This is a genomic window from Kitasatospora sp. NPDC098652 (assembly GCF_044760155.1).
In the GTDB taxonomy this organism is placed as follows: domain Bacteria; phylum Actinomycetota; class Actinomycetes; order Streptomycetales; family Streptomycetaceae; genus Kitasatospora.
The window spans coordinates 906,582-926,053 of record NZ_JBIWAQ010000001.1 but is presented as its reverse complement, the minus strand read 5'-3'; the positions used below and the strand labels follow the sequence as shown (position 1 = coordinate 926,053).

The following is a 19,472-nucleotide window of genomic DNA, read 5'->3' as shown; positions in this document are numbered from 1 at the left end:
GGCGTAGGGCGTGGCTGAGCGGGCTGGCTACCAGCCGAGCAGGTGGGTGCGGGCGGTGAGGGCCGTCAGCACCGACTCGGCGGTGGTCTCCGGCGTGAGGCCGGTGGTGTCCAGCCCGTGCGGGGTGGCGGGGGCCGCGCCGGTGAGGACGACGTAGTGCAGGGCCGCGCCGGTGGTGCGGCTCTCGCGGCGGAAGGTGTCCAGGGTCGCCGGGGCGTCGGCGCACTCGACGACGACCTGGTAGCCGCCGGTGGCGTAGGCGAAGGCGGCCTGGGCGGTGGCCGCGAGCGCGGTGGCGTGCTGCCGGGCGGCCCCGGGCAACTGCGGCGGAACCTGGCCGTTGCGGATGACCCGGAGGAAGTCGTCCGTCCGCAGGTGGACGCTCGGGTGCAGCTCCTGGACGAGCAGCTCCACGACCGGGCTGCCGCCCTCTCCTCCGGCTGCCCCGGCGGCCCCGGCGGGGTCGACGAGGACGAGGACGCCTCCGGCGCCCCGGCCGCCCCCGAGCTCCGGCCCACCTACGGTCGTACGGTTCACAGCTGCTGATCCCTTCGCGGGCCGGGGACGGGACGGGTACGCACGGGCAGCCGGGGCGAGACGGTGGGAGTGCGGAGGAAGCGGTCGCCCCGGATGCGGACAGCCGACCGCCTCGTATGCGGACAGCCGAGCGCTCCGGATGCGGACAACCGACCGCCTCGTCCCTACGACTGATGCGTTTCGGGGATCAACCTAGTCCAAACGGGTGCCCCGAGTCGTCCCCCTCCCGGTCCGTGGGCGGTTCACCGGCGCCGTTCAGCGCTCCTCGGCGCGCAGCACGATCGGGTTGGTGAGGGCCGCCATCGGCCCCCACGGCAGGTCCGGACCCATCGCGTTGCCCTTGCCGGGCGTGCCGTCCGCCCTCGGGTGGCGCACCTCGGCGCGGACGTAGGCGGCGAGCGAGGCCGTGGTGCGCCAGACGACCGTGCCGGAGCCGTCGGCGGGCAGTGACTCCTGGTGCAGCTGCCCCTCGTCGGTGATCAGCCGGACGGTGCCGCCGGGCACGCCGGAGACGGTGAGCCGGACGTCCACCGGGGCGTCGGCCGGGACGGTCAGCTCCTCGCCGATGCCCGCCCGGCGGCCGTGGCCGGTGGCGGTGAGGTCGAGCCGGACGGCGGCGGACTCGGCCAGCCAGCTGCGCCCGGCGCGCAGCCCGTCCAGGACGGCGTCGCGGGTGAGGTCCTCGGCGAGGACGACGTTGTGCGGCAGGCCGATCACCTGGGGCGCGCTGTGGGCGTCGCTGTTGCCCATCGCGGGCCGCCAGGAGCGGCCGCCCCGGAGGGCCACCGCGAGCTCGGAGTCCCAGGTGTCGACGGCCGACTCGTCGTCGTAGGTCCATGGCCCGTTCCACACCTCGACGGCGTCGGCCTGCTCGTAGCCGAACTTCCACTGGCAGGCGACGTACGGGCAGTACGGGTGCGCGGGCACCACCAGGCCGCCGGAGCGGTGGACCTGGCGGACGAAGCGCGGGAAGTCCTCGTCGCGGGAGCGGTAGCGCCAGTCGACGAACTGGCCGGGCTCCAGGCCCAGCGCCAGCCAGTGGCCGTTGCGGGTGGTGACCTCCTCACCGGGGACGATCAGCAGGTCCGGGCCGGCCAGCGGGCCCCAGACGGCGTGCGAGGAGCTGGTGTTGTGGTCGGTGGAGACGATGAAGTCCAGGCCCGCGGCGCGGGCACCGGCGGCCACCTCCTCGGGCAGGCGGCGGCCGTCGGAGTGCACGGTGTGCAGGTGGCAGTCGCCCCGGTACCAGGCCCGGCCGCGGCCGCGGGCCCGCTCCGGCGGGTAGTGCGGGGTGAACTCCGGCCCCGGCTCGCCGAACCGGAGGGTCGCCTCGACGTGGTACGCCAGGCCCTGCGGGGCGACCTGGTAGGGGCCCAGGACGATGTGCCAGGTGCCCGGGTTGATCGGGCCGGGGAGGTAGCCGGGGGTGGCGGAGTCGCGGGCGAGGGCGAATTCGGTGCGGAAGCCGCCGGACCAGCCGCGGAAGCCGTCGCCGCCGAGGTCGGTGCCGCGCTCGTCGAAGATGCCGATGTCGCAGGAGTTGCCGGGGGTGCCGGGCGGGACCGGCGGCTTGTCGTAGCTGTAGGAGACGGCGATCTCGCGGATGCCCTCGGGGACTTCGAGGGGGAGGTAGACGAAGTCGGGGGAGCCGGTGGGGAGGTGGCCGGTGAGGGTGAGGGTGCGGTCGGTGCCTGTCCCGTCCGGGCTCGGGGCGGCCGAGGCGGGGCCTGCGGCACCGACGGTGGCGGCCAGGCCGAGGGCGGTGGCGGCGCCGGTGGCGAGGCCGGTGGCGAGGCCGGTGCGGAGCAGGTCGCGGCGGGCGGGGTGCGGTGGCGGGGCGGGGGGTGTGGGGTCGGCGGGGGGCGTCGGGTCGGCGGGCATCGGGGCCTCCGGGCTGGGGCGGGCTGGGCGGCGGGCTGGGGCGGGCTGGTCCGCCGGTTCGCCTACCCCGGGGGGTGAACCCGGGGTGAGGCGGGGCCCACCGGGGTGGGGCGGGCCGGTGAAAGAGGGGCCCGGCCAGGGCGGGGCGAGTTGCGGGGAGTGACGGATGACCGGTTCATAGTCATGTGGTGGTTCGGACGACACGTGACGACGGGGCGGTCAGGAGGCAGGCGTGGCACTGAGTCGGCGGACGCTGCTGGCGGCGGTGGTGGCCGGCGGTGCGCTGGCGGGGTGCGGGGCGGGGCGGGGCGCGGAGGGTGGCGGGGCGGCCCTCGCACCGGCCAGCACGGCCGCGGGCTCGCCGGAGGCTCCTGGGGCGACTCCTGCGGTGACTCCTTCGGGGAGTGCCTCGGGGAGTGCTTCGGGGACTGCCTCGGGCGCGGCGTCGACCGCTCCGTCGGTCGCGACCTCACCGTCCGCCGCGGCCTCGGCGGCTCCCCGGGAGCCGGGCCGGGCCGAGCTGGTCCAGCGCTACGCGGCCGTGGCGCCGACCGCATGGGGAGTGGACCTCCCCGGGGTGGTCACCGGGCTGCCGGAGGGCCAGCGGGCCACGGCGCTCACCTTCGACGCCTGCGGGGGGCCCGGCGGGAGCCGCTACGACGCCGAGCTGATCGACTTCCTGCGCGCCCACGACGTCCCGGCCACGCTGTTCCTGAACGCCCGCTGGATCGACGCCAATCCGCACATCTTCGAGCAGCTCGCCGCCGATCCGCTGTTCGAGATCGGCAACCACGGCACCGTGCACCGCCCGCTCTCGGTGACCGGCCGGTCGGCCGAGGGGATCGCCGGTACGGGCGGGGTCGGCGAGGTGTACGACGAGGTGGCGGGCAACGCCCACAAGCTGACCGAACTGCTCGGGCACCCGCCGCGGTTCTTCCGCTCCGGCACCGCGTACTACGACGACGTCGCCGTCCGGGTGGTCGCCGACCTGGGCGAACGGATCGCCGGGTTCACCGTGAACGCGGACGGCGGGGCGACCCTTCCGGCCGCCGAGGTGCGGCAGGAGGTGGCATCGGCGCCGCCGGGGGCGATCGTCATCGGGCACATGAACCAGCCGGGCCACGGCACCGCCGGCGGGGTGGCGGCGGCGCTGCCCGGGCTGCTGGCGGCGGGGCGGCGGTTCGTCCGCTTGTCCGACGTGCTGTGAGCCCCCGGGGGGCGGAGGGCGGGGGCCGGGGCTACGCCAGGCGGAGGCCGCCGGGGTGCTGCTCCTCGATGATGTCGACCAGCCAGTCGAAGACCGTCGGGCCCTTGCCCGCCCGGGCCGCCGCTAGCTCGGCCGCGACCTGCTCGCGGTTGGTGGGGTGGACCCGGGGGAGCTGCCGCTCCAGCTGGCGGACCGTCTCCGGGTAGCCGAGGGCGCGGCGGGAGGCCTCGTGGTCGCGCCACTCGATGACGTAGTCGTCGTCGTCCGGCGTGCCGAAGCCGCCCCTCAGGCAGTCGGCGAAGGCGTCCAGGTTGCGGCCGAAGTAGCCGTCGGCGCCGATCTTCCGACCGACCTCCGCCCAGAAGTCCTCCAGGCTGCCGATCTTCCCGCCGTCGAGCACATAGGTCACCGTCACGGGGACGAGGATATGCCCGGGCGGCGGACCGCCGGGTGACGGGAGGTTACGGCTCGACGGCGATCGCGGTGGCGAGCAGCCCGTCGCGCACCGCCCAGCGGCCCTCGAAGCCGTCCAGGCGGCGGCCGCCGACCACCGGGCCGGGGACCAGCAGCCGGGCGGTGAAGGTGCCGCCGGGGGAGAGGTCCAGCTCGGCCTCGTGGAAGTCCAGCCACAGCAGGGTGAGCGGGAACCAGGCCTTGTAGACCGACTCCTTGGCGCTGAACAGGATGCGGTCCCACGGCGTGTCCGGGTGTTCGGCGGCGAGCTTCGCCAACCGCTCCTGCTCGACCGGCAGGGCCACGGACTCCAGCACGCCCTCGGGGAGCGGCAGCGCGGGCTCGGCGTCGATGCCGACCGAGGCCAGGGCGCCGGCCCGGGTGACGGCGGCCGCGCGGAAGCCGTCGCAGTGGGTGAGGCTGCCGATCACGCCGTCCGGCCAGCTCGGCGCCCCGCGCAGGCCCGGGACGAGCGGGCGGTACGGGACGCCGAGGCGGGCCAGGGCGGTGCGGGCGCAGTGCCGGACGGTGGTGAACTCGCGGCGGCGCTTGTCCACGGCGCGGGCGACGGCGGCCTCCTCGGCGGGCTCCAGCCGGGCCTCGGGCGGGTCGTCGTAGGCCACCTCGGTCACCACGACGTCCGGCAGCAGGTCCCCGATCATGCGTTCCCCCCTGGGTCGGCGAGCGCGGGCGGCGGGCCGCGCGGAGCGAGCCTAACGCGGGCGGGCGGGTCCGGTCCGTGATCTTCGGCAAATGGGCTCGGGCTGGGAGGAGCCCTGCCCGGCTGCGAGATGGTGGTTACTGCCCGTCACTGCCCGAGCAGGCGGGCGAAGTCCAGTCCGAGGCTGCCGAGGACGGGGAGCGCGCCGAGGTCGGTCACGCCGCCGACCGGGATGCTGTAGCCCTGGTTCACCTCGCGGGTCGCGGGGGAGGGCGCGGCGAGGGCCGGTGCGGGGACGGCCGTTGCGGCGAGGGCCGGGGTCAGGGCGGTGCCGAGGAGCAGGGCGGCGAGGGCGGTGCGCATGGGGGGCGGTCCTCCGGGGCGGGCGGGCGTGCGACGGCCTGTCAACACCGGGTGTGGCGAGGCGGTCACGTATCTTCGCCCCTTCGGCTGCATTGGTAAAGATCCTTGACTTGTGTTCATGGCAACACCGGAGAGGTCTGGACCATGCCGAGGAGGAGCGCATACGTTCCCTTCACCGGGTGGGCATCGGATCGTCGGATCGGTCGCCGAACTGCACTGCGACTTCGGTGACTTCTGGCTGTCATGCCCATGACCTTTCCCGGAACCGTCGAACCGGAGGGAACGAACCATGCGCGCCATCGGCAAGAACCTCAGGCTCCTCGCGGGCGCCCCGCTCGCCGCCGCCGCCCTCATCGCCCTGACGGCCGGCTCCGCCAGCGCCGCGATACCGATCAACAAGCCGATGACCGGCAAGGCCACCTACTACACCGACGCGGGCTACGGCGCCTGCGGCACCCAGATCAACGCCTCCAACCAGATGCTGGTCGCCGTCTCGCACACCTGGTGGACCACCGCCAATCCCAACAACGACCCGGTGTGCAAGGGCATTTCGGTCAAGGTCACGTACCAGGGCAAGACCATCACCGTCCCGGTGAAGGACCAGTGTCCGTCCTGCGACTCCACCCACATCGACCTCAGCCAGCCCGCCTTCGCCAAGCTGGCCCCGCTCGACAAGGGCGTGATCAACGGCCTCACCTGGCAGTTCGTCAAGGCCGGGCTGAACGGAAAGACCGTCGAGCTGTCCGCGCCCGTCACCGGCTCGACCATCGGCTGAGCGACGGCTGAGCGACGGTTGACCGGCGGTTGACCGGCGGTTGATCGGCGGTTGATCGGCGGCCCACCTCGCCGGGCCCGTCCCGTTGGGTCCACCTCTGCCGCTCGTGCGCGTCGGTGCGCCAGCGTGCGGGGTGGGCCCGACGGCGTCAACTCCCGTCTGCGGAAGGGTCAGAGGCGGTGTCCGCGACGCCGATCCGCGGGGCCATGGCGAGCAGCAGCTGGACCGCTGGGGAGGCCGTCCGAGGGTGGTGGGCCAGGCCCAGCGCGACCGTCGGCACCGGGCGGGCCAGGTGGCGCAGGCTGACGCCGGGGATCCGGAAGACCCGGGCCCGGCCCGCCGGGATCGGCGCGATGCCGTGGCCCGCCGCCACCGCGAGCAGCAACTGCTCGTCGTCCGGCTCCTCGCGGACGATCCGGGGCGGCCGGTCGGGCCAGAGCTGGCCGGTGATCGACGCGTGCATCCCGGGCCCGTTGTCGCGCGGCCACAGCACCACCGGCTCGTCCCTGATCGCGCTCCGATCGAGCCGGCCGCGGCCCCGGGCGAGCGGGTGGCCGCTCGGCACCGCGAGCAGCAGCTCCTCCTCGGCGATGACCCGGCAGGCCAGCTCGGGGACGTCCAGCGGCGGACGGACGAAGGCCGCGTCCAGCCGCCCGGCGAGCAGCTCGTCGACGTTGAGGGCCGTCCAGCCGGTCTGCAGGGCGACGTCCACCCGGGGGTAGCGGCTGCGGAACTCGCCCATCAGGGCGTCCGAGACGCCGCCGCGGGCCGAGCGGGTGTACGCCACCCGCAAGCTGCCCTGCTGCCCCCGGGCCACCGCCGCGATCCGCCGGTCGGCCTCGGCCACCTGGTGCAGCAGCTGCCGGGCCTCCTCGGCGACCGCGCCGCCGATCGGGGTCAACGTGCAGCCCCGGCTGGTGCGTTCGACCAGCTGCACGCCGAGCTGCCGCTCCAGCGCCTTGATCTGCTGGCTCAGCGCGGGCTGGGCCACCCGCAGTCGGCGGGCGGCCCGGGTGAAGTTCAACTCCTCGGCCAGGACGGCGAAGTAGCGCATGCGACGGAGGTCCACCGGCCGATGATAGGCCTGCCGCGACCGTCCGGCGCCGAGCCCGCGCGCCGCCCACCGGCGGTGATAAGGCCGCCTTATCGCCGGGGGACGCAACCGGTCTTGGACGCCTCGCCGCCCGCCCCGCTTTCCTGGAGTCCGGCCGCCGCGACCGGACCGGCCGGCGGGCGTCGGGAGGAGGGGGTCACCGTGGGCGTTGGCGTTGGCGTTGGCGTTGATGCGGGTGTGGACGTGGATGCGGACCCGGGCCCGGACCCGGGCACGGACCCGGGCACGGACCTGGACGTGGTCGTGATCGGCAGCGGGATCATCGGGCTCACCACGGCCCTGCGCCTCCAGGAGCAGGGCCTGCGGGTCGGGGTGGTGACGGCGGACGGGCTGCTGTCCACGGTCTCGGCCGTGGCCGCCGCCGTCTGGTACCCGGTGGGCGTGGAGCCGGGCGACCGGGTGGCCGCCTGGTCGGCGGCCACCTACGCCGAACTCGCCCGGCAGGCCCGGGCCGGCGTGCCCGGCGTCGTCCTGCGCGACACCTGGATGCCCGCGCTCCGGCGCCAGGACGCCGGCGCGCCCTGGTGGGGTGCCGGCGTCCCCGACCTGCGCCGACTGGAACCGGCCGACCTCGCCCCGGCCTACGCGGACGGCTGGCGGTTCACCGCCCCCACCGTCGAGATGCCGCGCTACCTGCCCTGGCTGCTCGGCCGCTTCCGCGACGGCGGCGGCAAGGTGCTCCACCGGCGGCTCGACACCCTCCGGCAGGCCGGCGCCTGGGCGCCCGTGGTGGTCAACGCCTCCGGCCTGGGCGCCCGGCTGCTGTGCGGCGACGACGCGGTCCGGCCGGTGCGCGGACAGCTCGCCCTGGTGCGCAACCCCGGCCTGCGCGCCTCGCTGCGGATCCAGGACGAACCGGCCGGGTACACCTACGTCCACCCGCGCAGCCGGGACGTCGTCCTCGGCGGCACCTTCGAGGAGGGCAGCTGGGACCTCCGCGGCGACCGGGCGGCGGCCGAGGCGATCCTGGCCCGGTGCGCCGCGCACGTCCCCGAGCTGCGCGGCGCCGAACTCATCGGCTGGCCGGTCGGCCTGCGACCCGACCGCAGGGGCGGGGTGCGGCTGGCGGCCGGGGAGACGGCGCACGGGCTCCGGATCGTGCACAACTACGGGCACGGCGGCGCGGGCGTCACGCTGAGCTGGGGGTGCGCGGACGCGGTGGCGGAGCTCGTCGCGGCGGGTGCCCGGATCCGATGATTCGCCCTGCGGGCTGCGGTCGTCGGTGGCTAGACTCCCGGTCCGTCGTGCGGACGTTCCGTACCGAAATCCAGTCCCGCGGAGGAGTCTTGGCCTCGATCACCCTCGACGCCGAGCGCCGCGTCCGCGCCGACGCCGGACGCGTCCGGATCGCCGCCGTCGACGCGCTGCGCTCGCTCGGCTTCCAGGTCACCTCGGAGCAGGCCACCGTGGTGGAGGCCCGGCGCGGCTCGGCCGTGCGCTCCGCGATGCTGCTGCCCGACGAAGTCCCGCTCGGCCGCTGCGTCGATACCGGCGCCGCCCGCTGCGCCGCCCGGGTTCGGCCCACCGCCCGAGGGGTACGCTCCGCCGCTGCCTCCGACCTGCGGGATCTGCGGCGGCAGGTACCCGGCGCTGTGGTCGGTGCAGGTGCTCGACGGCGCCAACCCCCGGCCGCTCACCGTCTGCCGCACCTCCCCGCAGTGCTCACCGCCCTCGGTGGTTCCCCCGGCGCGGCTCGGCACCTGAGCCGGGAGGATGAGGTGGCGTGGTCGCCGGACCGGCCGACCGGAGCGACAGGGGGCGGGGATGAAGGGGATCAGCTTCGAGGCGTGGCGGGGGTCGCACTACGTGACGCTGGCCGAAGTGCTGGCCCGGCTGGGGGACTCGGCCCGGGAGCTGCGCTGGAGGGTCGAGTGCGATGAGCAGTGGGACCTCACGGCGGAGCTTGAGCGGCGCTCCGAGGGCGAGGGCATGGACACTGCGACGCTGCTCGCCCTGGTCTCCCCGGGCGTTCAGTTCGTCGACGCCGAGGCCACCGGGTTCGCCGAGGGCGGGCCGGTGGTGGCGCTCACGGAGTCCGACAGCACCCTGTGGGAGGTCCGCGCCGCCGACGAGCGGGTGCTGGCGGGACTCCGGCGGCACTACCCGGATGCCTCCGCGCTCTGATCGGATGTGGCCGGAAAGGGGCTCCTCGGTGCGGTTCTCGGCGAGGCTAGGCTCCTCGGTGCCGACGGGGGAGGCGACCGGGCCGACCCCCCATGCGTGAACGGGGACACCTTGATGCGCACCATCGCCAAGCGCACCGTGCAGGGCTTCGCCGCTGCCGCACTCGCCCTCGGCGGCATCGCCGCCACGGCGGGTACCGCCAGTGCGAACACCGACACCTACTGCCAGCACGGGACGTGCATCACCGGCACGAATACCTACAACTCGTGGGGCCAGTACGGGACGGTCGAGATCTGCAACCACCAGTCGTCCGCCAACGACTTCGTCATCTGGATCAAGGACGACGCCAGCGGCAACACCATCGCCTCCGCGACCACACCGCTCCTGTACCCCGGCGACTGCTTCTCGCACGGCGGCTACACGACAGGGTCCGGCGACGCGATCCAGGTCTTCGCCCGCTCGGGCAGCCTGTGGTCCTACGGCACGGACCCGATCTACCCGAGCTGATCACCGGCTGCCCCGTGTCCGTGGCCGGGCCCGCGCCTGCGGTGCCGCAGGCGCGGGCGGGGGGTCACAGGTGGCGTTCGACGGCCTCGAAGATGTCGGCGTCGGTCTCCTGCTGCCACTTGGGGAGGTCGTCCCAGTCGGCGGTGTAGCCGGGCTTGGGGTCGGCGATGCGGTGGTGGATCTGGGCGATCCAGCAGAGGGCGACGAACCGGCCCTTCTGCTCGCGGCTGAGGTTCGAGGTGGCGCCGCCGCTCACGGTGACGAAGTCGCGCACCTGGCCGAACACGGCGGCGGCAGCGGCCCGCTCCCAGTCGGGGGTCTCCTCCCAGGGGGAGACGTAGCCGGGCTTGGGATCGCCGGGGAAGTGCTTGCGCACCCCGGCGATCCAGGCCTCGCGGAAGATCCGGCCGTCGTCGGTCATGGGGGATTCCTTCTCGGTGGTGGGGTCGATCCCGTTGCGCAGGTACCGGGTTCGGCCGTCGGTGAGTGAGTGCAGAGCGGCCTGGAACCGGTGGCGTTGACGGGGACGGAGCCTGGCGGCAGCCTCGGCCGCGGGTAGGAAGAGGGCCTCGGAGAGTTCGTCGTCGTGCGGGCGCACGGCGGCGGCGAGGGTGGGTGCGAGGACGCCGGCGTCGAAGACGAAGGCGAGTTGATCGTCCCAGGGGCCGTGCGGGGCGACCCAGTCGACGACGAGGAGGCGCTGGACGGTGATGTCCAGGCCGAGTTCCTCCCGCAGTTCCCGGACGGCCGCACGGTCGGGCGGCTCGTTGGCCTCCACCATGCCACCGGGCAGGTCCCAGGCCGGCTTGTAGGTCGGGTTGACGGTGAGGATCCGACCGGCGTCGTCGCGCAGGATGACGTCCGCCGAGACACGCTTGCGCGCCTGTCGCGCGTTGCCCTCGGCGAGGTAGGCGTTCCAGGCTTCGGTGTCGGTGGTGGTCGGCCTCACGATGGACCTCTCCGGGGCGACGGGATGATGTCGGCGAGCAGGAGGAGTTTGATTCTGCTCGATTCCTTCTCGGTGTCGGGAGTGCCGGCCCCTGCGGAGCCGCAGGGGCCGGCACCCGTCGTCGGTGTCACCTGTCGGTGGGGAGGTACACCTGTTGCCACTCCAGCGAGGTCATCGTCAGGGCGGCTTCGGCCAGTTGGCGGGCTGATTCGGTCTTGAGCCCGGCCAGGCTGGAGTCGATCCACGGTTGGACGTTCTGGTAGCCCTGCTCGCGGTACTCCACGGCCTGGAGGAGGCACTCCAACTTGTCGGCGTCGTGGGCGACGACGACTTCGAGGGAGTCGCCGTGCTCGTACTCCGCGACGATGCGCTGAACCCCGTCGGTGACGGCCGGGTGGGCCGCACTGACCTGGTCGGAGGTGACGCGTTCGTTGGATGCGGCCGTGAGGTACCGGCGGCCGATGTGCGGGATGTCGCCGATCCGGGTCTCCTGGGTGTCGTGGAACAGGCAGAGCAGTGCGACCTTTGCCGGGTCCGCGCCCTCCATCATCGCGAGCACGGCACCGACGATGCCGGTTCGGAACGAGTGTTCAGCGATGGTCTCGGGGTCCTTCACCCCGGCGATCCACCAGCCGGATCGCTTGGCTCGCTTCAACATCCCCACTTCGAGGAGATAGCCGGCAGTGCCCTTGGCCTGCGTTTCGTCGTTCGTCATGCCTGTCCTCGTTCGGCGCGGTGCTCAGTCAGGAGCCTTGCAGTAGCCGCCTACCCGCAGACCGTAGTGCACAGACTCGAGCTCCCGGCGAGACCTGACGGACAGGGTGTTGCCGTCGAGGAGCAGTTGGGCCGCTGCGGACAGTTCGCGTGCGGCGTGCGGGTCCGCTTCGAAGACGCCCCGGTGGGCGATCGTCAGGGCCCAGATCGAGTGGATGTAGAGGTCGGTGTACTCGAAGGCCCGGTCCAGCCGTTCGGCGAATGCCCGGAGGAGGGATCCGGAGCTCCAGGACGGTCTGCCACGGTGGGCCATGAAGGTGTCGTCGACGTGGGTCCGTGTGTCGAGCCCGAGCCAGTGGGCCCAGTAGTTGAGGTTGGCGGCCTCGGCCTCGTCGTGATCGGCCATGGAACGGTCGATGAAGTCGCGCATGAGGGCCGGGTCTCCCTGCCGGGCGAGTGAGGCGGCGACGGAGCGGGCCTCGGCCCATTGCGAGGACCAGCCGATGACCTGGGCGGTCATCGTTCCCCGGCGTCGCATGCCGGTGAACCAGTCCGCAGCGTCCCAGGTGTCGTCGTAGGCGGAGAGGTACCAGGCCTGGCGGCGGAGCAGGGCAGTGCCGCTGGTCGACCGCTCGGCGGCGTCGGAGGTCTCGCGCAGGTTGCCGAAGAACAGCGAGCGGATGTCGGCACCGAGCAGGGGCGAGGCCGATACGGGGCCCCGGCGGGCTGCGGGGATGTTCAGGTGCGCAGCGACGGCGCCGGGGAGGACGCCGCTGATCGCCCAGCCGAGCATGTGTGTCGTGTCGCGGTTGAGCACCCAGGCGGCGAGCGGATGCTCGCCGAGGGACTGGCTGTCCGGTCGGGTGTGCAGGATCTGCGAGAGGAGCAGATCGGCTTCCATGGCGGTGTCGAGCAGGTCGACGAGAGCCACCGGCGCGCCGAGACGGATGAGCCGCAGGCGTAGTGCGACGAGGTTCCCCGCCCGGGTCGCCGAAAGGGGCCGGCGCCCGGATTCCCAGCCTTGGACGGTGCTCTTGTCGAGGCCCAGTCGGCCTGCCAGTTCCTCCTGGGTCAGGGGGATCTGTTCGCGGATGACCTTGAGGAGGTATCCGGTGATCACGCCTTCGGGGCCTGCCGAGGTGCGACGACTGCCGGTCAGTGTTCGGCGGGATCGAGGTGGTGGATGAGTAGCCATCGTGGCCCTCCCGGGACGTTCTGGTCCTGGTAACTCGTACTGGCGGTCAGTCGAATGCGTCGATCACCCAAAGTAGCGTCGTGGACACGGAGATCGACCTCGGCTGCGGGGAGCGTAGCCCTGCGGCGGCCTGCTGCGGCCACGAACGGTCGGATGTCACTCACTCGGGGATGGCGTCGGCTTGGGCGGCGAGGTTGGTGAGAGCGCGTGCATTTGGAGATCTGATGCTGACCAGTGGTGTTGAACTTCGTCGTCGTGCGGCCGGACCGGCCACGATTCTGTTGCCGTACCGGGCGGAGGCGGTGGGGGAGGCCCGGCGGATGGTGCGGGGGAAGCTGGCGGAGTGGGGGCTGCCGGAGTTGGTCGAGCCGGCGGCCCTGGTCGTCAGCGAACTTGTCACCAATGCGGTGAAGACCGGGTGTCTGGCGCGGATGACCGTCACTGTCCGCAGGCTCACCGACCGGACCGTGCGGGTGGCGGTGCGGGACGGCTCCCGAACCCTGCCCGTGCTGATGGTGGCGGGGGAGGACGAGGAGGGGCACCGGGGGCTCGCCCTCGTCCACCACGTGACCGGCGGGCGTTGGGGGGCCTCCGTGGAGGCGTACGGGAAGATCGTGCATGCGGATCTGACGGTGGTGGTCCCTTGACCGGAGAGGGGAGTTCGGGCGATGCCGATGTTGTACGTGGTGGTGTGTGCGGCCGGAGTGGCGGGTGGCGTAGGCGAGTTGATCTCCGCCGCGCAGGGGCGGGGGTGGTCCGTCGGGGTGGTGGCGACTCCGTCGGCGACGGGGTTCATCGACGTGGAAGGCGTGGAGGAACAGACGGGCTTCCCGATCCGGTCCGCCTGGCGGAAGCCCGGGGACCCCCGGCCGCTGCCCGATCCGGACGCGCTCGTGGTCTCGCCCGCCACCTTCAACACTCTCAACAAGTGGAGCGCCGGGATCTCGGACACCCTCGCGCTGGGCATTCTGTGCGAGTCCTACGGCTGGGGGATCCCGGTCGCCGTCCAGCCCTGCCTGAGCGCGGCCCAGGCGGCGCACCCCGCGTACGGGGAGAGCCTGGAGCGGCTGCGCCGGATGGGCGTGCGGATCGCGGAGTTCACGCCCGGGTCGTACAGCTGGACCCGCGCCCTGGACCTGTTGGAGGACTGACAGGGTGGCTGGTCCGGCAGCCCGATCCTGGCAGTGTGCCGCTGTTCCCCCGCGACCGGCCCGGAGTAGCGTCCGGGCAGGTCGGCGACGGTGTTGGGAGGTTCCGGTGGCAGCGGTCAACGGCGAGGTGTCGTTCTGGTACGCGGCGGAGGGGGCGCCGCAGCCCGGGCCCGCCTTGCCGGGGGACGCCGATGTGGACGTCTGCATCGTCGGCGGCGGGTACACCGGGCTGTGGACGGCCTACTACCTGAAGAAGGCCGAACCCTCCCTGCGGGTCGCCCTGTTGGAGCGCCGCTTCTGCGGCTACGGCGCCTCGGGGCGCAACGGCGGGTGGCTGTACAACGGCTTCGCCGGGCGCGAGGCCTTCGCCGGGAAGTACGGCCGGGGCCGGGCGGCGGCGATGCAGCGGGTGATGGACGCGGCGGTCGGGGAGGTCGTGCAGACCGTGGCCGCCGAGCGGATCGAGGCGGACGTCCACCAGGGCGGCGTACTCGAAGTGGCCCGGAGCAGGCCGCAGTTGGAGCGCCTGCGGGCGTTCGTCGAGGCCGAGCGCGGCTACGGCGAGGGCCGGGTGGAGGAGCTCTCCGCGAAGGAGGCGGCGGAGCGGATCAACGTCACCGAGGTCCGGGGCGGTGCGTGGTCCCCGTACGGCGCCCGGATCCAGCCGGCGAAGCTCGCGCGGGGCCTGGCTCGGGTGGTGCGGGAGTTGGGGGTCGAGGTGTTCGAGGGGACGCCCGTCACCGGGATCCTTCCCGGCGGGGGCGGCCGCCGCCCGCGCGCCGTGACCCCGTACGGCACCGTCACCGCCGACCACGTGCTGCGCGCCACCGAGGGTTTCACCGCCGGGCTGCCCGGCGAGCGCCGGACCTGGCTGCCGATGAACTCGGCGATGGTGGCCACCGAGCCGCTGCCCGCCGAGTTCTGGGCGGAGGCCGGCTGGCAGGGCCGGGAGGTGCTCGGGGACTTCGCGCACGCCTACATGTACGCCCAGCGGACCGCCGACGACCGGATCGCCCTCGGCGGGCGGGGCGTGCCGTACCGCTTCGGCTCGCGGACGGACTCGGACGGCAGCACCCAGGTGGAGACGGTGCGCCAACTGCGCCGGATCCTGAACGACTTCTTCCCCGCCGCCGCGCACGCCCGGATCGACCACGCCTGGGCCGGGGTGCTGGGCGTCCCCCGGGACTGGTGCGCGACGGTGGAGCTGGACCGGGCGAGCGGGCTCGGCTGGGCGGGCGGGTACGTCGGCAGCGGGGTGACCACCACCAACCTGGCCGGCCGCACCCTGCGCGATTTGGTGCTCAGGCGGGACACCGAGCTGACCGCGCTGCCCTGGGTGGGGCACACCGTGCGGCGCTGGGAGCCGGAGCCGCTGCGCTGGCTGGGGGTGCGGGCGATGTACGCCGCCTACCACGCCGCCGACCGGCAGGAGGCGGCCGGACGGGCCACCACCTCGCCGATCGCCCGGGTGGCGGACCTGGTCTCCGGGCGAATCTGACGGGCCGTTCGGCCGAGGCGCGCGGCCGGTCTGCCAGGTGGCCCGCCGTGCGCCGCGCACCGTTGGGGCGTGCTGAGGAGAACCCTGCCGGCCCTGTGCCTCGCCCTGCTGCTCTGGACCCTCCTGCTCTGCGTGCCCGCGAGCCGCGCGTACGCCACCGATGCCGTGTCCGGCGCGCCTGCCGTGTCCGGCGCGCCTGCCGTGTCCGGCGCACCCGCCACTGCGCAGGACGGGGAGGTGGTCGCCGTGGACCAGGCGTCCCGCCGTGTCCTCGTCCTGCGGGGCGTAGGGGAACTGACGGAGTATCAGGACGTCACCCGTCCGCCCGTCGTGTGGTCCTGGGCGGCCGACCGGGCGCCCGACCTCGGCGACCTGGACCCCGAGCAGAGCTGGCGCGACCCGGACGAGGCGAAGCCCCGGACCCTGGACGGCCGACGCTATCTGCTGACCACGGCCTCCGGCGGGCTGGCCGCCGTCGTGGACACCGCCACCGGCGCCGGCCGCTGGGCGGCGGACCTCGGCAGGGACGCCAATCCGCACAGCATCGAGCTGCTCCCGGACGGCAACGTCGCGGTCGCCGCGAGCACCGGCGGGTGGGTGCGGCTGTACGCCGCCTCGCAGGGCTCCCGGGCCACCACCCATGCGACGTTCCGCCTCCCCGGCGCGCACGGGGTGCACTGGGACGAGCGGACCGGCCTGCTCTGGGTGCTCGGCGACGACGAGCTGGCCGGGCTGCGGGTCGGCGGCACCCCGGCGGCGCCGACGCTGACGGCCGTCCGCTCCGCCCCGCTGCCGGACCGCGGCGGGCACGACCTCGCGCCGGTGCTGGGGGCGCCCGGCCGGTTCTGGGTGAGCACTCTGCACGGGCTGTGGCGCTACGACCCGGCCGCCGACCGGTTCGCGGCCGTCCGCCTGGCGGATCCGGCCGACGAGCGGGACGTCAAGAGCCTCGGCGACGAGCCCGGCACCGGGCGGCTGCTCACGGTGGCGCCGGACCACTCCTCGGCCTGTGGCTGGTGCACCTCGGTGATCCGGCTGCACCGCCCCGAGGGGGCGTGGAAACTGACCGGCACGCAGCTGTACAAGGCGCGCTGGTGGGGCGACCGGTAGCAGATCCGTGACGGACGGTAGTCGATCTTGGTCGGCGGGTCGGCGATACCACCCGTTCTGCTTACCGCGTTCGGCTGATGGGGCATATTGTGTACCCCCGCAAACTACTCCAATGGAAGTCAGTTTCCCGTCAGCGTCCGAAAACCATCTGCGGACCTGCGCCGACTGGGATAGCGTCGAAGCCGTCGGGGGGCCGACACCGATCAGGTGTATTCGAACGTCAGCTACCGGGCCGTAATGGCCCGAATTGGTCCTGGAGAAAAGCATGCGGAATTCCCCGGAGGAAAGCCGGTCGGACGTCATCGACGATCTGCAGCTCGCGGTCGACTCGCTGGCGGCCTTTCCGGCCCGGAATGCGGCCGGAACGGCGGACGTGACCGAACGGCTCGCGGCGGTCGCCGCGCTCTGCCGGTCGGTCGACACGGTGCTCGACAGCCTGGTCGTGCAGGCGGCCGCCGAGGCGGCCGAGGAGGGCTGGACCGCGGCCCGGATGGCGGCCGAACAGTCCGGCTACTACGCCAGGTTGCAGCGGGCGCTGCTCCCCTCCGCTGCCGTCGCCGGGCTGACGGAGCAGTGAGCGCCCTGCACCCGGGCGTGCACGTGCTGTCCTGCTCCACCCGGTGGAGCGACGTCGACGAGAACGGGCACATCAACAACGCCAGGCTGGTCGGCTACGTCCAGGAGGGGATTTACGACCTGTTCCGCCACCACGCGACCGCCGTCCGGCAATCGCTGTTCCCGTCGGGATTCATTATCGCCCGGCACGAGATCGATTACCTGGAACAGTTGCACCACCGCCCCGAGCCTTTGTCGGTGCGGCTGACGGTGGAACGGCTCGGGCGGAGTTCCGCCCACATCGAGGTGAATGTCTGCCGGGAACCGCTCACATTTATGCGGGCGCGGACCGTGGTGGTCGCGCGGGACCGGGAAACCGGGCGTTCGCGCAAACTCAGCCAGAACGAGCGGCGCTTTCTGGCGGCGTTTATGTCGGTCTCGGCGGCCGGCTCGGTGCTGGACACGGCGCGTGGCGACCGCGGGGCTGCGGGCGCCGCTGCCGCTGCCGCTGCCGCTGCGGCTGCGGCTGCTGGGTCTGCTGGGTCTGCCACGGCTGCTGGGGCGGTTCGGAGGCAGGCGCCGGTGCAGGGCTCGGAGCCGGCCCCGGTGCGCTGGGTGCCGGTCCGGTCCGGTGGCGGGGTGGGCTCGCCGCGCGGCCCGCGTCGGCGGTGCCGCGCCTCGGCGAGCTGAACCGCCCGCCGAACCGCCCGCTGAACCGCCCGCCGACCGGTGGGCTCCCGTGCCGGTGACGGCACGGGCCGACGGCGTGATCGACAACGGCGTCGATCCGTCCGTCCGGCCCTCCCGGCCGGTTCTCGCCCGCCGGCCCCGCCCGGCCCAGCTCGGCCGGCCTATCCCGCCCGGCCCCGCCGTCCGGCTTCCTCCGCACTGCCCGGGCACGGCGCCAGGGTTCCGCTCGGGACCGCCGCCCCCACCCGCAGCGGCGGGTCCGCCCGGTCCGGAGCGCAGTACGCTGAGCAACACGGGAACCGGTACGTCCCCCGGCGGTCACGGGCCGCGACCAGCAGCCTCCCTGGCCCATCGGCCGCCGACCCGGCCCGGTCCCGCCGACCGGAAGGAGGACGCGATGACCATCTCCTGGGAGGACTTCCGCGCCCGCGTCGTGGAGCGCGGCGAGTACCGGGGCGAGGCGGAGGCGGACCACGCCATCCGGGTCGTGCTCGGCCTGCTGGGCGAGCACCTGGTGGGCGGTGAGCGCGGCGAGCTCGCCGCGGCGCTGCCCGAGACGTACGCCTCGCTGCTCCGGGACGCCCGGCCCGCCGCCGAGCCGCTGACCGCCGAGCGCTTCGTGGAGGCCGTGGTGGGCTGGATCGACGGCGCCACGACCGCGACCGCCCAGTGGGACATCGGGGCGGTGCTGAGCACCCTGGCCGATCTCGTCCCGGGGGAGCTGGTGGACCGGGTGGTCGAGCAGCTGCCGGACGGCTACGACCTGCTCTTCGGTCACCCGCTGCGGGCCTGAGGACGCGCTAGCGGCCGGTGGTGGCCCGGAACACCTCGGCGCCCGGCCCGGTCAGCTCGACCGGCCCGGCGCCCGGGCGCAGGTAGGCCGAGGCACCCCGGGGCAGGTCGAGGCCGGGGTGCCCGGGGGCGTGCAGCCGGGCCCGGCCGGCGGTGCAGAGCAGGATCTGCGGGGTGGGCAGCTCGATCCGGACGGGGCCGGCCGCCGGGTGCAGCCGGGAGAGTCGGAACTCCTCGGCAGGGGACGGGAATTCGTCCTCGACGGCGGTCAGCGGGCGGGCCTCGAGGACGGCGGGCCCGGCGGCCCGGAAGTCGGTGACGGCCAGCAGCCCGGCCACGTCGACGTGCTTGCCGGTGAGCCCGCAGCGCAGCACGTTGTCCGAGTTGGCCATCAACTCGACGCCCACGCCCCGGAGGTACGCGTGCGGCACCCCGGCAGCCAGGTACAGCGCCTGGCCGGTGCCGAGCCGGACGTGGTTGAGCAGCAGCGCGGCGAGCAGGCCCGGGTCGCCGGGGTACTCCTCGGCGAGCCGGGCGTAGGCCGCGCAGGTGTCCGCACGGGGTCCGCCGGAGGCCGCGGTGCGGCGCAGCGCCCCGGCCACGGCGGCGAGTTGGGCGGCGTCGGCGCCCAGCGCCCGGCGCAGCAGCGCGGGCAGTGACTCGGTGGCGGGCCGCTCCCGCAGGGCGGCCGCCCAGGGGGCGAGCACACCGAGGGCGTCCAGCAGCCGGGCCGTGGCGGCCGCCGGGCGGAAGCCGCAGAGGGCCTCGAAGTCGCCGAGGGCGCAGAGCAGTTCGGGCTTGTGGGAGCGGTCCTTGTAGACCCGCTCCGGGGCGGTGAGCGGGATGCCCCGGGCCTGTTCGGCGGCGTACCCGGCCTCGGCCTGGGCGCGGGTCGGGTGGACCTGCAGGGAGAGCGCCCGGTCGGCGGCCAGCACCTTGAACAGGAAGGGCAGTTCCGGGCCGAAGCGCCGTACGGTGTCCGGCCCGAGCAGGCCGTCCGGGTCGGCGGCGATCAGCGCGTCGAGCGCCCGGCCGCCGGCCCGGGAGGGTGCGCTGGGGTGGGCGCCCATCCACAGTTCGGCCTGCGGGGTGCCGTCGGGGGCGGTGCCGGTGAGGGCGGGGATGGCTGTGGGGGAGCCCCAGGGGTAGTGGCGGACCGGGTTGTCGAGCAGGGCGTAGGGCGGCATGCCAGGGGT

General features: G+C 74.1%; 23 protein-coding genes and 1 pseudogene. 12 read left to right on the top strand and 12 right to left on the bottom strand.

Annotated features, from left to right (window positions below; translation table 11 throughout):
- Nucleotides 1-27: 27 nt before the first annotated feature.
- Nucleotides 28-537, bottom strand: coding sequence for a hypothetical protein (locus tag ACIQWA_RS03920; protein ID WP_402477744.1), 510 nt, complete (start codon nucleotides 535-537; stop codon nucleotides 28-30).
- A gap of 255 nt (nucleotides 538-792) precedes the next feature.
- Nucleotides 793-2,418 (bottom strand): CehA/McbA family metallohydrolase, encoded by a 1,626-nt coding sequence (locus tag ACIQWA_RS03915; protein ID WP_402477742.1) that lies wholly within the window; start codon nucleotides 2,416-2,418, stop codon nucleotides 793-795.
- A gap of 562 nt (nucleotides 2,419-2,980) precedes the next feature.
- On the opposite strand from ACIQWA_RS03915, the gene ACIQWA_RS03910 reads away from it, so the two are divergent.
- The gene (locus ACIQWA_RS03910) at nucleotides 2,981-3,625 is read left to right on the top strand and encodes a polysaccharide deacetylase family protein (RefSeq protein ID WP_402477739.1); all 645 of its coding nucleotides are present in this window, start codon (nucleotides 2,981-2,983) and stop codon (nucleotides 3,623-3,625) included.
- A gap of 31 nt (nucleotides 3,626-3,656) precedes the next feature.
- Here ACIQWA_RS03910 and ACIQWA_RS03905 read toward each other — a convergent pair whose 3' ends face one another.
- From ACIQWA_RS03905 to ACIQWA_RS03895, 3 genes are all read right to left on the bottom strand, one after another.
- A complete protein-coding gene (locus ACIQWA_RS03905; protein WP_402477736.1) occupies nucleotides 3,657-4,040 on the bottom strand; it encodes a barstar family protein in 384 nt (127 codons plus the stop codon).
- 46 nt (nucleotides 4,041-4,086) lie between these two features.
- Nucleotides 4,087-4,740, bottom strand: a complete 654-nt coding sequence (locus ACIQWA_RS03900) for a 4'-phosphopantetheinyl transferase (protein ID WP_402477733.1) — start codon at nucleotides 4,738-4,740, stop codon at nucleotides 4,087-4,089.
- Between the two features lie 146 nt (nucleotides 4,741-4,886).
- Nucleotides 4,887-5,102 carry a hypothetical protein gene (locus ACIQWA_RS03895; RefSeq protein ID WP_402477731.1) on the bottom strand — a complete coding sequence of 72 codons (216 nt, stop codon included), beginning with the start codon at nucleotides 5,100-5,102 and terminating at the stop codon, nucleotides 4,887-4,889.
- A 289-nt stretch (nucleotides 5,103-5,391) separates the two neighbouring features.
- On the opposite strand from ACIQWA_RS03895, the gene ACIQWA_RS03890 reads away from it, so the two are divergent.
- A complete protein-coding gene (locus tag ACIQWA_RS03890) occupies nucleotides 5,392-5,877 on the top strand; it encodes a cysteine/serine endopeptidase inhibitor (RefSeq protein ID WP_402477728.1) in 486 nt (161 codons plus the stop codon).
- A gap of 148 nt (nucleotides 5,878-6,025) precedes the next feature.
- Here the strand turns inward: ACIQWA_RS03890 and ACIQWA_RS03885 are convergent, their stop codons facing one another.
- Complete coding sequence (locus tag ACIQWA_RS03885) at nucleotides 6,026-6,946, bottom strand: LysR family transcriptional regulator (protein WP_402477725.1); 921 nt, start codon at nucleotides 6,944-6,946, stop codon at nucleotides 6,026-6,028.
- 222 nt (nucleotides 6,947-7,168) lie between these two features.
- Between ACIQWA_RS03885 and ACIQWA_RS03880 the strand changes: the two genes are divergently transcribed.
- Entirely contained in the window at nucleotides 7,169-8,188 is a 1,020-nt protein-coding gene (locus ACIQWA_RS03880; protein ID WP_402477723.1) for an FAD-dependent oxidoreductase, read from the top strand.
- Nucleotides 8,189-8,217: 29 nt separating this feature from the next.
- Here ACIQWA_RS03880 and ACIQWA_RS03875 read toward each other — a convergent pair whose 3' ends face one another.
- Entirely contained in the window at nucleotides 8,218-8,691 is a 474-nt protein-coding gene (locus ACIQWA_RS03875) for a hypothetical protein (protein ID WP_402477720.1), read from the bottom strand.
- Nucleotides 8,692-8,755: 64 nt separating this feature from the next.
- Between ACIQWA_RS03875 and ACIQWA_RS03870 the strand changes: the two genes are divergently transcribed.
- The gene (locus ACIQWA_RS03870) at nucleotides 8,756-9,115 is read left to right on the top strand and encodes a hypothetical protein (protein WP_402477717.1); all 360 of its coding nucleotides are present in this window, start codon (nucleotides 8,756-8,758) and stop codon (nucleotides 9,113-9,115) included.
- A 114-nt stretch (nucleotides 9,116-9,229) separates the two neighbouring features.
- The gene (locus ACIQWA_RS03865) at nucleotides 9,230-9,622 is read left to right on the top strand and encodes a hypothetical protein (protein ID WP_402477715.1); all 393 of its coding nucleotides are present in this window, start codon (nucleotides 9,230-9,232) and stop codon (nucleotides 9,620-9,622) included.
- 64 nt (nucleotides 9,623-9,686) lie between these two features.
- On the opposite strand, the gene ACIQWA_RS03860 is transcribed toward ACIQWA_RS03865, so the two are convergent.
- The 4 genes and pseudogenes from ACIQWA_RS03860 to ACIQWA_RS03845 form a co-directional block, all read right to left on the bottom strand.
- On the bottom strand, nucleotides 9,687-10,043 hold the full coding sequence (locus ACIQWA_RS03860) for a hypothetical protein (RefSeq protein WP_402477894.1): 357 nt from the start codon (nucleotides 10,041-10,043) through the stop codon (nucleotides 9,687-9,689).
- A gap of 30 nt (nucleotides 10,044-10,073) precedes the next feature.
- A pseudogene (locus ACIQWA_RS03855) lies at nucleotides 10,074-10,571 on the bottom strand (NUDIX domain-containing protein); the annotation flags it as partial.
- A 127-nt stretch (nucleotides 10,572-10,698) separates the two neighbouring features.
- Entirely contained in the window at nucleotides 10,699-11,286 is a 588-nt protein-coding gene (locus tag ACIQWA_RS03850) for an HD family hydrolase (RefSeq protein WP_402477713.1), read from the bottom strand.
- 24 nt (nucleotides 11,287-11,310) lie between these two features.
- Nucleotides 11,311-12,405 carry a helix-turn-helix domain-containing protein gene (locus tag ACIQWA_RS03845; RefSeq protein WP_402477711.1) on the bottom strand — a complete coding sequence of 365 codons (1,095 nt, stop codon included), beginning with the start codon at nucleotides 12,403-12,405 and terminating at the stop codon, nucleotides 11,311-11,313.
- A gap of 155 nt (nucleotides 12,406-12,560) precedes the next feature.
- Here ACIQWA_RS03845 and ACIQWA_RS03840 point away from each other — a divergent pair, with 155 nt between their 5' ends.
- The 7 genes from ACIQWA_RS03840 (at nucleotide 12,561) to ACIQWA_RS03810 (ending at nucleotide 18,277) form a co-directional block, all read left to right on the top strand.
- Nucleotides 12,561-13,127 carry an ATP-binding protein gene (locus ACIQWA_RS03840; RefSeq protein ID WP_402477708.1) on the top strand — a complete coding sequence of 189 codons (567 nt, stop codon included), beginning with the start codon at nucleotides 12,561-12,563 and terminating at the stop codon, nucleotides 13,125-13,127.
- A 21-nt stretch (nucleotides 13,128-13,148) separates the two neighbouring features.
- Nucleotides 13,149-13,631 carry a flavoprotein gene (locus ACIQWA_RS03835; RefSeq protein WP_402477705.1) on the top strand — a complete coding sequence of 161 codons (483 nt, stop codon included), beginning with the start codon at nucleotides 13,149-13,151 and terminating at the stop codon, nucleotides 13,629-13,631.
- Between the two features lie 106 nt (nucleotides 13,632-13,737).
- The gene (locus ACIQWA_RS03830; protein ID WP_402477703.1) at nucleotides 13,738-15,129 is read left to right on the top strand and encodes an NAD(P)/FAD-dependent oxidoreductase; all 1,392 of its coding nucleotides are present in this window, start codon (nucleotides 13,738-13,740) and stop codon (nucleotides 15,127-15,129) included.
- A 69-nt stretch (nucleotides 15,130-15,198) separates the two neighbouring features.
- Nucleotides 15,199-16,239: a DUF6528 family protein gene (locus tag ACIQWA_RS03825; RefSeq protein WP_402477701.1), complete on the top strand. Its 1,041-nt coding sequence runs from the start codon at nucleotides 15,199-15,201 to the stop codon at nucleotides 16,237-16,239.
- 265 nt (nucleotides 16,240-16,504) lie between these two features.
- A complete protein-coding gene (locus ACIQWA_RS03820; RefSeq protein ID WP_360235421.1) occupies nucleotides 16,505-16,816 on the top strand; it encodes a hypothetical protein in 312 nt (103 codons plus the stop codon).
- Nucleotides 16,813-17,484, top strand: a complete 672-nt coding sequence (locus ACIQWA_RS03815) for an acyl-CoA thioesterase (protein ID WP_402477698.1) — start codon at nucleotides 16,813-16,815, stop codon at nucleotides 17,482-17,484. Before ACIQWA_RS03820 ends, ACIQWA_RS03815 begins: the two co-directional genes overlap by 4 nt.
- 397 nt (nucleotides 17,485-17,881) lie before the next feature.
- Complete coding sequence (locus tag ACIQWA_RS03810) at nucleotides 17,882-18,277, top strand: DUF2267 domain-containing protein (protein ID WP_360235427.1); 396 nt, start codon at nucleotides 17,882-17,884, stop codon at nucleotides 18,275-18,277.
- Between the two features lie 7 nt (nucleotides 18,278-18,284).
- Here the strand turns inward: ACIQWA_RS03810 and manA are convergent, their stop codons facing one another.
- Nucleotides 18,285-19,463 (bottom strand): mannose-6-phosphate isomerase, class I, encoded by a 1,179-nt coding sequence (gene manA, locus ACIQWA_RS03805; RefSeq protein ID WP_402477694.1) that lies wholly within the window; start codon nucleotides 19,461-19,463, stop codon nucleotides 18,285-18,287.
- Between the last annotated feature and the right edge of the window lie 9 nt (nucleotides 19,464-19,472).

Coding starts and splice junctions, on each gene's coding strand:
- ACIQWA_RS03915 (WP_402477742.1), bottom strand. CDS start 2,418: ATGCCCGCCGACCCGACGCCCCCCGCCGACCCCACACCCCCCGCCCCG.
- ACIQWA_RS03900 (WP_402477733.1), bottom strand. CDS start 4,740: ATGATCGGGGACCTGCTGCCGGACGTCGTGGTGACCGAGGTGGCCTAC.
- ACIQWA_RS03895 (WP_402477731.1), bottom strand. CDS start 5,102: ATGCGCACCGCCCTCGCCGCCCTGCTCCTCGGCACCGCCCTGACCCCG.
- ACIQWA_RS03890 (WP_402477728.1), top strand. CDS start 5,392: ATGCGCGCCATCGGCAAGAACCTCAGGCTCCTCGCGGGCGCCCCGCTC.
- ACIQWA_RS03870 (WP_402477717.1), top strand. CDS start 8,756: ATGAAGGGGATCAGCTTCGAGGCGTGGCGGGGGTCGCACTACGTGACG.
- ACIQWA_RS03865 (WP_402477715.1), top strand. CDS start 9,230: ATGCGCACCATCGCCAAGCGCACCGTGCAGGGCTTCGCCGCTGCCGCA.
- ACIQWA_RS03860 (WP_402477894.1), bottom strand. CDS start 10,043: ATGACCGACGACGGCCGGATCTTCCGCGAGGCCTGGATCGCCGGGGTG.
- ACIQWA_RS03850 (WP_402477713.1), bottom strand. CDS start 11,286: ATGACGAACGACGAAACGCAGGCCAAGGGCACTGCCGGCTATCTCCTC.
- ACIQWA_RS03835 (WP_402477705.1), top strand. CDS start 13,149: ATGCCGATGTTGTACGTGGTGGTGTGTGCGGCCGGAGTGGCGGGTGGC.
- ACIQWA_RS03820 (WP_360235421.1), top strand. CDS start 16,505: ATGCGGAATTCCCCGGAGGAAAGCCGGTCGGACGTCATCGACGATCTG.
- ACIQWA_RS03810 (WP_360235427.1), top strand. CDS start 17,882: ATGACCATCTCCTGGGAGGACTTCCGCGCCCGCGTCGTGGAGCGCGGC.
- manA (WP_402477694.1), bottom strand. CDS start 19,463: ATGCCGCCCTACGCCCTGCTCGACAACCCGGTCCGCCACTACCCCTGG.